Source organism: Deferribacter thermophilus, assembly GCF_049472675.1.
In the GTDB taxonomy this organism is placed as follows: domain Bacteria; phylum Chrysiogenota; class Deferribacteres; order Deferribacterales; family Deferribacteraceae; genus Deferribacter; species Deferribacter thermophilus.
On record NZ_JAPNXM010000003.1, the window covers coordinates 220,433 to 231,330 of the forward strand.

The following is a 10,898-nucleotide window of genomic DNA, read 5'->3' on the forward strand; positions in this document are numbered from 1 at the left end:
TATCATGCTTCTAAATATTTTTCTATATTATCAACCATCGTCCAAATACCACATGGACATATTCCTGCACAAATACCACAACCAATACACTTATTAGGGTCACTATAATATTCAAAAGTCCCATCATCATTTTGAATTCTCACAATTGCCTGTTCAGGACAAACATCTTTACACATTTCACAATCTCTACAAAAGCCACAACTCATACACCTATCTTTCTCAAATTCAGGCTCTTTTTCAGCTACAGCCATTGGATTCAAAAGCGGATAATATTCCTTTTTAACTTTATCTTGAGGAATCATTGGAGCTTTTTTGAAATCATCAAGAGGTAACCCTCTAAACATTCTATCGATATTTAAAGCAATTTTTCTTCCATCACCAAGTGCGTGTGTAAAAAGCCCCAACTTTATAGCATCACCAGCTACAAAAACCTTGTTATTTACTTCTGATTGCAAAAATTCATTAATCTTTGCTTTCCCTTTTTCATCAAGATATTCTGATGGTAAAAATGAAAAATCTGGCCTATCACCTATCGACACAATCACAGTATCAGCCTCAATAAATCGCCCATCTTTTAAATAAACACCCTTTTCATCAATCTTTTCAGTGTAAGCTGGCCATAATATTTTCGCACCAAGTTTTTTAGCTTCCTCAATCTCCTTTTCAAAAGCAGCTGGCTTTTGTATATCAAGAGCCACGACCTCTTTTGCACCAAGTTTGTATGCAGTTAGCACCACATCCATTCCAGCATTTCCTGCACCGATAACAACTACTTTTTCCCCTATCTTTGGTTTTTCCCCTCTATTTACAGCTTTTAGAAAATCAAGCCCTTTGACTAATCTTTCATGCCCTTCTACTGGTAAAACTACTGGATTATGTGCACCCACAGCAATTACTACCGCATCATACTCCTTTGTAAGTTTATCAAAAAGTTCTTTATCTACATTAACTTCTGTTTTAACATTTACTCCCGTATTTAAAATTCTTTTTAGCTCTGTCTCCAAAATCTCCTGATTTAAACGCTCAGGTGGTATTACCTGCTTTAACTTACCACCAATTACTTTATCCTTTTCATAAATATCTACCTGATATCCAAATTTTCTAAGTTGCCATGCACAAGAAAGACCACTTGCACCAGCACCTATTATTGCTACCTTTTCTTTCTTCTCTTCACCTGGTTTGAAATCAAACCCAACATCCTTGCTCAGTAAACCAAGCTCTTTTATTCTAACAGGTACATCAACATATTTCCTTGAACATTCATCCATACAAAGATTTGGACAGACCTGACCACAAACTGAGGCTGGAAAAGGGCTATAATCTAACACTAATTCTAATGCCTCTTTTACTTTCCCTTGTCTTAAAAGTGCTATTCTTTTCTGTGTTGGAATGTATGTTGGACAGTTGTATTCACAAGGAGCAGAATATTTTGCATTTCTCCATTCAGGATATTTTAATCTTAAATCGCCTCGTTCTACAAAATCAGCGACTTTCCAATCTTCTTCAATCAAATCACCAAAAATGCCACCTTCCACCCACTTATGCTCTCTAAAGTCTTTAACTGGAATAAGTAATTTAAGTTGTCTTTCCTCATAAGTTTTTGCAACTATTTTTTTCCATTCCTCAAACTTTGTTAATTTGTCATAAAGCTCAAGTCTTTCTATTTTACTTAAAAACTCTTTTAAACCTTTGGCCAGAAAATCTTTATCCGCTTCATTTAAATCCATCAACCAAACATCATCACTTAAATCTTTCACAGGTCCCCTTACATAGACAGTACCACCAACCATACCAACACAACTTCTCTTACCTAAAACTGATTCGTAGTTTTCACAGTCATAACCACAAACTACAGCAATACCACCCCCCATAAACTCAAAACTAAAAGAACCTGTATTTTTCAAAACCCAAAACTCTGGAGGAGGAAATTTTGGGTCATGTTTCATCAATGCGCCAGATCTTGTCCCTACTCTTCCTGCAACAAAGATTTTACCTGTTGCTGCACAATGAGCAGTAGTATCCCCTCCATCCCCCTTTAAAATGATTTCGGCACCAGCATTTAACCAGCCAACATCCGCAGGAGCTGGACCTTCAATAATAATTTGGGTACCTTGCATACCCATAGAACCAACACGTTGCCCAGGGTTTGTAATCTTAAACTTTAAAGGTCTCCCTTCTTTGTCCCATAAAGGCCCACCTATATCATGCTGGCCACAACCTATGACTTCAAATTCTGTATAACCTTCATCTAACTTTTTATATATCTCCTGTAATAATTTTTGAGTTGATATCCTTTTACCGTTTACAATCCCTTCTATTTTAGCAACTTTTCCCATCTCATCCTCCATTAGCATGCATACTGAATTTTAAGCCTATCAGCCACTGCCTTATCAGTAGCTATCAAAGCATCTGAACGACCAACTGGAAGCGAACTATTACCAATAGGAGCCATCAACTTTTTCAGTTCATGATCAACAGATAAGAAGTAATTAACAATATTTTCTGCTACTTTATCTATATCAAGCCTTTTTACCAATACAGGATTTTGTGTACAAATACCAACAGGACATAACCCTGTATTGCATGCATTACATTTTCCGTTGTCATTTCCCACACAGCCAGCAAGCTGTAACATCAACTTACCAGTAAAAATTCCATTTGCACCAAGACATATCATTTTAAATGCATCAGCAGCAAGATTCCAGCCTTTCCCCATACCTCCTGCAGCCCAAAGAGGGATTTGCCCCTGCTTACCCTGATGTACAGCTGCCAAATAACAATCCCTAAGTTTTGAAACAATAGGATGACCTGTATGATCAAGAGAAATTTCATGTGCTGCTCCAGTACCTCCATCAATCCCATCGAGGAAAAAACCACCAACAATATTATATGGATCTCTAAGTAAGTTATTATATACAGAAACACTTGTTGCACTTGCAGCAACCTTTATAGCAACAGGCACTCTAAATTTAAATGCTGCATTAAAAGATAAAAACATCTTTTGAACACTCTCTTCAATAGAGTAAAGCCCTTGATGGTTTGGAGGGCTTAACAGATCAGCTTTAGGAACACCTCTAATTTCCTGAATATGTCTAGCCACCTTTTTTGCCTGCAACAAACCTCCATCTCCTGGTTTAGCACCTTGACCTATTTTTATTAAAATACCAGCAGGATCTTCTACCATTTCAGGCATAGCATTAATAATCCTGTTCCACCCAAAATGACCTGAGGCAATCTGCAAAATCATATATTTTAAATATTTAGATTTTAGCAATCTAACAGGAACCCCTCCCTCCCCACTACACATTCTTATTGGGATTCCTGCTTCTTCATTTAAATAAGCCGTAGCAATTGCCAACGCTTCCCACATTCTCCAGGAAAGGGCACCGATGGACATATCCCCAATTATGATAGGATATATCCATCTCACAGGTGGGGTTTTCTCCCTTTCCACAAGCTTCCCATCTCTTATTTCAAAAGGTATCTCCTGAGGAGGTAATACTCGTCCAAAAGGTGCTAGTAAGTCAAAAGTATGTCTTTGGGCATCAAGTGATGGGTCAGTCATCTGAGAAATTCTACCTATTTTTATTTTATCAAGAGTCCTTGCACTAGTTTCAAGATTATTTCTACCACCCCTTTTGAAAGGATCTCCAGTTACAGATCTATATTTTGCCTGAAACCTATGATCAGGGTTTCTCACTGGTCTAATGGCATCATTAGGGCAAACCTTCTCACAAATACCACATCCTCTACAAAAATTATACTCATTTACAACCTGCTTAATGACAGGGATAGTTTGAAAAATTACTTTTGGATTAGGAGTAATATCATCACTCACAACTTTTCTTCTTCTTTCTACTCTTGCCTCTATAGCTTTAAAAGGGCATGCAGCAACACATCTTCCACAAAGAGTACACCTATCATGTTTATATTCTATTTGCCAAAAAAGATCATCTTTTGCCAGCTCATTCACTCTCATTGTTGCCATCTTTGAACCTCCAAATCATTGTTAATAACAACCATTTCTCTCTCGTTTGGATAAATATCTTGCTCCCAGTCTCTATTAGGCAAAATCTCATTTATACCTGTTACTTCTGAGGTTATAATTGCAGTATCATCAGTATATCCCACAACAACAGGTCTTAATTTTTTCGAGTCACAGCATGTAAATAATGTGCCATCAGGCAACACACCAATAATCGTATTTGGACCATTTATTTCTAAATGAGCAAGAGACGCTCTAATTTTTAGCAAAACTTCTCTATCTTCCCTCAAATCAATCTCTTCAAAAGGTAATGGAGTAATGACATGTTTATAGTAAATTAAAGGCCACTTTAAAATTCTATGAATATAATGAAGCGTATATAAAAAACATTGAGAGTCAGATTCAAAACCTATATACCCTTTATAAAGTTTTTTTTGAAAATCCCTATTTTTTTCATAAAAAGTATTCTCACCATTTGCTAAAGCTGTATAACCTTGCAAAAAGAATGGATGAGCAGCATACCTAACAATATCATAGTTAGTATTTTGCCTACATTGAGCTGTAATTATTTTAGCCTTTAATTCATCACTTTCTTCCCACAGGCCAAAATACTCCCCAATATCTGTAGGATCACCTATTTCTTTCAATGTAATAACATCTGGCCAAAAAGAGTAAACATATCCTTCATCATTAACTTCTAAGGCTCTTCTAATTTTTAATCTAATGTCTACTAAGAGCTCTTCTTTTTCCTCTTTTGTTGCATATTTATAACTTTTAGGATACTGCAAAACTAAAAATATATAATTTGGCATTGGTTCAATTTTAAGCCATTCCCGCGGATGAGTCTCAGGTGCCCATTGCATTATCCTAACAAAACCTGCTTCATGTAATATATTATCAGCTATTTGCATCCCCTCATCTGTACAAGCTAAAGATAAAATTGGTAAATCTTTATAATTTTCAAAAACTCCCCCTAAATCCTGCATAACCATAGCAAATCCAGAATTATCATGCCCCTTTTGTTGAGAACGCATCAGTTTTAATGCCTTAGAAGGGTGAACATATTTTTTTGATTTTATAGCTCCAATTCTGCACATTGTATACACCTCCCACTAAACTTATATTATTATGTATTCTATATGTCAATAATAATTTTATTAGGCTATTATGTGTTTTATTGTAACATTAATAGGGATTCTCGATTAATTCAGTACCATATTTTTAACTTATTGTTAGGTCTATTTTTTTATTTTTCATTAATCAGCTTGATTTTTTGCTCTTAAAATTGTATTTCTAACATCAAATTACATTGGTAGGTATGATATGTTTGGTTTTGGAATGTCAGAGTTAATTTTAATACTAATAATAGCCCTAATTGTAATAGGTCCTAGGAAATTACCCGAAGTAGCAAAAGCTCTTGGTAAAGGGTATGCTGAATTTAGAAAAGCTTTAAATGAATTTAAAGAAGCTGTAAATGTAGATATCGATTCTGATACAACTAATACTACATCTAAAAAACAGTCTTTAACAGAAATATATAATTCAAAATGGGAAGAAGCAATTTTAGATTCTGATTCTCAAGAAGAAAATGTTGGTAACAAAGATAGCAATAATGACAAAAACAATGCTTAATGGATGGTTAATATGTCAAATGTAGATGATAAACTCTCTCTCACTGCTCACTTAGAAGAGCTTAGAAGTAGATTGATAAAATCATTGATAGTTGTTGTGCTTGCTTTTATAGTTTGTTACTCACAAAGTAAATATATTTTCGATTTTATAACTGCTCCCCTTGTGAAAGTTTTACCAGAAAAATCTTCTTTAGCTATTTTAAAGTTAACAGAAGGCTTTTTTACTGAATTAAAACTATCACTAATGGCTGCAATATTTTTTAGTATGCCATTTATTTTATATCAAATCTGGAAGTTTGTAGCACCAGGGCTATATGCTCATGAAAGACGCTATGTGGTCTCTTTTGTTATAGTATCATCCATACTTTTTTTTACTGGTGCTGTCTTTGCATACTATATAGTGTTCCCTTTTGGTTTTCAGTTTTTCTTAAGTTATGCCAAAGGCTATGTTATAGCAAACCTTTCAATTCAATGGTATCTTTCTTTTGTAGTGAGATTAATTATGGGGTTTGGTATAATTTTTGAATTACCTGTTTTTACACTATTTTTAGCCAAAATGGGTATTGTTAAAGCTTCAATGATGAAAAAATATAGAAGATATGCAATAGTAGTAATATTTATTGCAGCTGCGATACTTACACCACCAGATGTTTTTACTCAAATGATGATGGCAGGGCCATTATTGCTTCTATATGAAATAAGTATCTTTGTCGCAAAAATATTTGGGAAAAAAGAAGACATAAAGAAAGAAGATATATATGAATAATAAATTAGTAGATAAATTTGGGAGATCTTACAAATACTTGCGCATTTCAGTTACTGATAGATGTAATTTTCGTTGCAAATATTGTATGCCCCAACATAATTTTAAGATGTTATCACATCAAGATATTTTAAGTTATGAAGATATAATTTTTATTGTAAAAACATTAACAGAGGTTGGTATAGAAAAAATAAGGATTACAGGTGGAGAACCTTTAGTTCGTAAAAACATTTCTTACATGTTTGAACAATTAGGTAAAATTGAAAAAATAAAAGACCTAACACTTACTACTAACGGTTCTTTATTAAAAAAATACGCTAAAGTGATTTTTGATTCAGGAGTTAGAAGAATTAACATTAGTCTTGATTCATTAAAAGATGACAGATATGAATATATTACAGGTGGTTTTAACTTAAAACATATTATCGATTCTATAAATTATGCAAAATCTATCGGTTTTAATCCTATCAAAATTAATGTTGTTGCAATTAAAGGTTTTAATGATGATGAAATATTAGACTTTTGTGATTTTGCTGCTAAAAATAGTTTCAATGTTCGTTTTATAGAGTTTATGCCACTTGAAAGTTCAATCGAATGGAAAAAAGAAAATATTTTAACTGGAAAAGAAATTATCGATATTATTTCAAAACAATATGAAGTAAAAAAAATTGACAAAAACAAATACTCAGGTCCTTCTGAGGATTATTTACTTTCTAACGGAGCTAAAATAGGTATTATCACACCTATTTCAAACCACTTTTGTAATAGTTGCGACAAACTCCGCCTAACTGCTGACGGTAAATTACGACCATGTTTACTATCTAATTATGAAGTTGACTTAAAACCTGCTATTATAAACTCTGATAAAGAGCTTTTATTAAAACTTATCAACGATTCACTAAACTTAAAATATGAAAAACACAGCGTTGACTGTTCTGAGAACAATTCTAAAAACGGTAAATACGGTAGAAACATGTTTGAAATTGGGGGATAAAATGAAAATACCTTACGGCAAAGATTTTATTGATGTTAATATAAACAAAGATTATGATTTATTTCAGTTAAAAATAGATTCTGCTCCACTTTCTAGTAAAGAAATTTTAGAACGATTAGACAATGAGCCTATATACAGCGAAAATCTTACTTATTTTATAAAAGATGCCAGAAAAATTCTTTTTATTGTACCTGACATAACTAGAAAATCAGGTTTACAAATTTTTATAAAAGATTTAATTGAAAAGGTAGAAACTTTCAAAAAAGAATTCTCTATAATTTTTGCCACTGGCACACACAGAAAAGTCACTGATGAAGAAAAAAAATTTATACTTACAGAAGAAATCTATAATAAATATAAACATTTATTGATTGATCACGATCCAGATAATATGGATAATCTTGTGTATTTTGGTAAAACTAAAAATGGTACACCAATTCTTCTTAATAAAGCTTATCTGGAGCATGATACCATAATACCTATTGCATCAGTTAGTTATCACTACTTTGCTGGATTTGGTGGCGGGAGAAAAATGATTCTACCAGGTATAGCTGCAAGAAAAAGTGCACTCAACAATCATAAATTAGTTTTAGATGAAAGGAATATGAGAAAACACCCTTTAGCTTCAACAGGTAATTTAAAACAAAATCCTGTAAATGATGATATAGTCGAAGCAGTTATGATTGCTAGAAGAGCTAAATTCTTTTTTACTATTAATACAATACTAAATGATAAAGGTGAAATTATAGATTTAACATGCGGCGATCTATTTATGTCACATATTGAAGCAACTGAAAGATTAAAAAAATATACAATGATAACCGCTAATAAAAAATATGACACAATCATTGTTTCTTGTGGAGGATACCCAAAAGATATCAATATGGTTCAAGCTCAAAAATCGTTGGATAGAGTAATCCCAATAGCTGCAAACAATGCAAATATTATTTTTTTTGCAGAGTGTGTTGATGGTTATGGAAATAACTATTTCGAAGAATTTTTTGATATACCAACCGCTGAAGAAATGTTTAAAACATTAATTAATGATTACCAGATAAATAGACAAACAGCTTATTCATTAAAAGCAAAAACTGAAAATTATAATGTCTATTTGTATTCAAATTTTAGCGAATATGATTCTAAAAGGATGGGTTTTATAAAAATAAATTCAATAGAAGAAATTTATAATATTATTAATAAAACAAACAATATTGCTATTGTCCCTGACGCATACAACATATTCTTCAACACAGATTTATAAATAAAAAAAACTTGATTTTTACAAAATTTATAACTATAAACAATATTCCCAATGGCGACGTGGCCGAGTGGTTAGGCAGCGGTCTGCAAAATCGCGTACCCCGGTTCGATTCCGGGCGTCGCCTTTTTATACTCCAGTCAAAAGATTTTTTATCATCTTAAAATACCTATCTTTAAACTAATATCATTATTCATACATAGATATTTTACACCCTAATACAGATATTGCTTAAATTTTAATCACAATAATATTTAAATGTATATTTTTTAATCTTAAACATATATATTTCATCTATTTCTATTGGCATTTTACTTGCTTATCATTAAGAACAAAATAATGGAGGTGCTTATGAAACTTATAAAAGCAATTATTAAACCTTTTAAACTTGAGGATGTAAAAGAAGCTCTAAATGAATTTGGGATAAGTGGAATGACCATATACGAAGTTAAAGGGTATGGAAGACAAAAAGGTCATAGTGAGCTTTATCGTGGGGCAGAATATCAAATAGATTTCGTCCCAAAAATTTTAATTGAAATAGTAGTAAATGATGATGTTGTTGATACTCTGGTGGAATCTATCACAAAAGCTGCAAAAACTGGGAAAATCGGAGATGGAAAGGTTTTTGTAATCCCTGTTGAAAAATCAGTAAGGATCAGAACCGGAGAATTAAATGAGGCAAGTATTTAAAAAAGGAGGTTAAGTTATGCTAAGAATTGTATTTTTACTACTATGCTTATGTTCCTTTGCTTTTGCTGAAGGAAATAAAACATTAACTCTCAATGGACTCGATGAATCAATTAAACAAGTACAAACAAATGTTGATTGGCTGTGGACATTAATAGCTGCTTTTTTAGTGTTTTTTATGCAGCTTGGATTTGCTATGGTTGAATCAGGATTTACTAGAGCAAAAAATGCTTTAAATATCATTATGAAGAACTTATTAGATTTTGCTGTTGGAGCTATTGGATTTTGGGCAATTGGTTTTGCTATCATGTTTGGTACTACAACTACTGGATTTTTTGGAACAGAAGGTTTTTTCCTTTCAAATTGGAATATGAGTGATAATTGGACATTGGCTTTTTGGATGTTTCAAGTAGTTTTTTGTTCAACAGCTGCAACTATAGTTTCAGGAGCTATAGCAGAAAGAGCAAACTTCAAATTTTACATGGTATTTAGTTTGATCATGTCAACCATTATTTATCCTGTTTTTGGTAGCTGGGCATGGGGTAGTCTTTTCCACGGAAATGGATGGCTTGAAAAAATAGGTTTTATAGATTTCGCAGGTTCTACCGTTGTTCACTCAATTGGTGGGTGGGCTTCATTGGCTGCTGCAATTTTAATAGGTCCAAGAATAGGGAAGTATGGTAAAAATGGACAAATTAGAGTTATTCCTGGACATAATATACCTTTAGCTGCACTTGGAGTATTTATCCTCTGGTTTGGATGGTATGGGTTTAATGTTGGTAGTGAAACAGCAGCTGATTCAGCGTTACCATTAATCGCTGTAAATACTACACTTGCACCTGCTGCAGCTATTTTATCAGCTATGACTGTTACATATTTTAAATATAAAAAATTTGATATAGGGATGTCTTTAAATGGAGCTTTAGCAGGTTTAGTTGGTATAACAGCTGGTTGTGCAAATGTCACCCCATTTTATTCAATAATCATAGGATTGATTGCAGGTGTACTTGTTGTATATTCGGTTCTATTCTTTGATAAAATTAAAGTCGATGATCCGGTTGGTGCAATATCAGTTCATGGTGTAAATGGTGCATGGGGAACAATTGCTGCAGGTTTATTTAATTACAACTTTGAGACACATACTCTAGAACCAGTGATAGTTAGTCAAATTATAGGTGTTTTAGCTGCATTTATATGGGCATTTGGGTCTACATTTATAATAATTAAATTATTGAATATATTTATTAAATTTCGTGTTAGTGAAGAAGAAGAAATTATGGGTCTTGATTTTTACGAGCATGGGGCTAATGCCTACCCAGAATTCCAAAAGACTTTTATAAAATAAAGAGCTCGCAATGCGGGCTCTTTTATTAACATATTTTCTTCCACTAATAATTCTTGATATCAAATAATCTTCAGTTTTAAATTAATCTTTATATAAGAGAGCAGATGAAGCACTCTATCAATCAAAGAAAACAGGTAGAAATAAAGTAACCGTAAAATAAAAAAGCTCTGGCGGCGACCTACCTTCCCACGGGTTACCTTCCCGCAGTATTCTCGGCGCTGGAGGGCTTAACTTC

At 33.0% G+C, this 10,898-nt stretch carries 9 protein-coding genes and 1 tRNA gene; 7 read left to right on the forward strand and 3 right to left on the reverse strand.

Going from position 1 to position 10,898, the window contains the following annotated elements:
* Window positions 1–2: 2 nt before the first annotated feature.
* The 3 genes from OWM07_RS04545 to OWM07_RS04555 are packed head-to-tail and all read right to left on the reverse strand — an operon-like array spanning window position 3 to window position 5,082.
* Window positions 3–2,336, reverse strand: coding sequence for an FAD-dependent oxidoreductase (locus OWM07_RS04545; RefSeq protein ID WP_423302484.1), 2,334 nt, complete (start codon window positions 2,334–2,336; stop codon window positions 3–5).
* 11 nt (window positions 2,337–2,347) lie between these two features.
* Window positions 2,348–3,988: a glutamate synthase-related protein gene (locus tag OWM07_RS04550; protein ID WP_423302485.1), complete on the reverse strand. Its 1,641-nt coding sequence runs from the start codon at window positions 3,986–3,988 to the stop codon at window positions 2,348–2,350.
* Window positions 3,976–5,082, reverse strand: coding sequence for a class II glutamine amidotransferase domain-containing protein (locus OWM07_RS04555; protein WP_423302486.1), 1,107 nt, complete (start codon window positions 5,080–5,082; stop codon window positions 3,976–3,978). The genes OWM07_RS04550 and OWM07_RS04555 overlap by 13 nt, the downstream gene beginning before the upstream one ends.
* A gap of 226 nt (window positions 5,083–5,308) precedes the next feature.
* Here OWM07_RS04555 and OWM07_RS04560 point away from each other — a divergent pair, with 226 nt between their 5' ends.
* The 7 genes from OWM07_RS04560 to OWM07_RS04590 all read left to right on the forward strand — a co-directional run bounded on the left by OWM07_RS04560 (window position 5,309) and on the right by OWM07_RS04590 (window position 10,663).
* The gene (locus tag OWM07_RS04560) at window positions 5,309–5,617 is read left to right on the forward strand and encodes a twin-arginine translocase TatA/TatE family subunit (RefSeq protein ID WP_423302487.1); all 309 of its coding nucleotides are present in this window, start codon (window positions 5,309–5,311) and stop codon (window positions 5,615–5,617) included.
* A gap of 12 nt (window positions 5,618–5,629) precedes the next feature.
* The gene (gene tatC, locus OWM07_RS04565) at window positions 5,630–6,382 is read left to right on the forward strand and encodes a twin-arginine translocase subunit TatC (protein ID WP_423302488.1); all 753 of its coding nucleotides are present in this window, start codon (window positions 5,630–5,632) and stop codon (window positions 6,380–6,382) included.
* A complete protein-coding gene (moaA, locus tag OWM07_RS04570; protein WP_423302489.1) occupies window positions 6,375–7,373 on the forward strand; it encodes a GTP 3',8-cyclase MoaA in 999 nt (332 codons plus the stop codon). The genes tatC and moaA overlap by 8 nt, the downstream gene beginning before the upstream one ends.
* Window position 7,374: 1 nt before the next feature.
* A complete protein-coding gene (locus tag OWM07_RS04575) occupies window positions 7,375–8,634 on the forward strand; it encodes a nickel-dependent lactate racemase family protein (RefSeq protein ID WP_423302490.1) in 1,260 nt (419 codons plus the stop codon).
* Window positions 8,635–8,687: 53 nt separating this feature from the next.
* A tRNA-Cys gene (locus OWM07_RS04580) sits at window positions 8,688–8,758 on the forward strand.
* A 224-nt stretch (window positions 8,759–8,982) separates the two neighbouring features.
* A complete protein-coding gene (locus OWM07_RS04585) occupies window positions 8,983–9,321 on the forward strand; it encodes a P-II family nitrogen regulator (protein WP_423302491.1) in 339 nt (112 codons plus the stop codon).
* Window positions 9,322–9,337: 16 nt separating this feature from the next.
* A complete protein-coding gene (locus OWM07_RS04590; protein ID WP_423302492.1) occupies window positions 9,338–10,663 on the forward strand; it encodes an ammonium transporter in 1,326 nt (441 codons plus the stop codon).
* Window positions 10,664–10,898 lie beyond the last annotated feature (235 nt).

What these genes read in the sequence shown, in the direction of transcription:
- OWM07_RS04545 (WP_423302484.1), bottom strand. Translation starts at nt 2,336, where the DNA reads ATGGGAAAAGTTGCTAAAATAGAAGGGATTGTAAACGGTAAAAGGATA.
- OWM07_RS04550 (WP_423302485.1), bottom strand. Translation starts at nt 3,988, where the DNA reads ATGGCAACAATGAGAGTGAATGAGCTGGCAAAAGATGATCTTTTTTGG.
- OWM07_RS04555 (WP_423302486.1), bottom strand. Translation starts at nt 5,082, where the DNA reads ATGTGCAGAATTGGAGCTATAAAATCAAAAAAATATGTTCACCCTTCT.
- OWM07_RS04560 (WP_423302487.1), top strand. Translation starts at nt 5,309, where the DNA reads ATGTTTGGTTTTGGAATGTCAGAGTTAATTTTAATACTAATAATAGCC.
- tatC (WP_423302488.1), top strand. Translation starts at nt 5,630, where the DNA reads ATGTCAAATGTAGATGATAAACTCTCTCTCACTGCTCACTTAGAAGAG.
- moaA (WP_423302489.1), top strand. Translation starts at nt 6,375, where the DNA reads ATGAATAATAAATTAGTAGATAAATTTGGGAGATCTTACAAATACTTG.
- OWM07_RS04575 (WP_423302490.1), top strand. Translation starts at nt 7,375, where the DNA reads ATGAAAATACCTTACGGCAAAGATTTTATTGATGTTAATATAAACAAA.
- OWM07_RS04585 (WP_423302491.1), top strand. Translation starts at nt 8,983, where the DNA reads ATGAAACTTATAAAAGCAATTATTAAACCTTTTAAACTTGAGGATGTA.
- OWM07_RS04590 (WP_423302492.1), top strand. Translation starts at nt 9,338, where the DNA reads ATGCTAAGAATTGTATTTTTACTACTATGCTTATGTTCCTTTGCTTTT.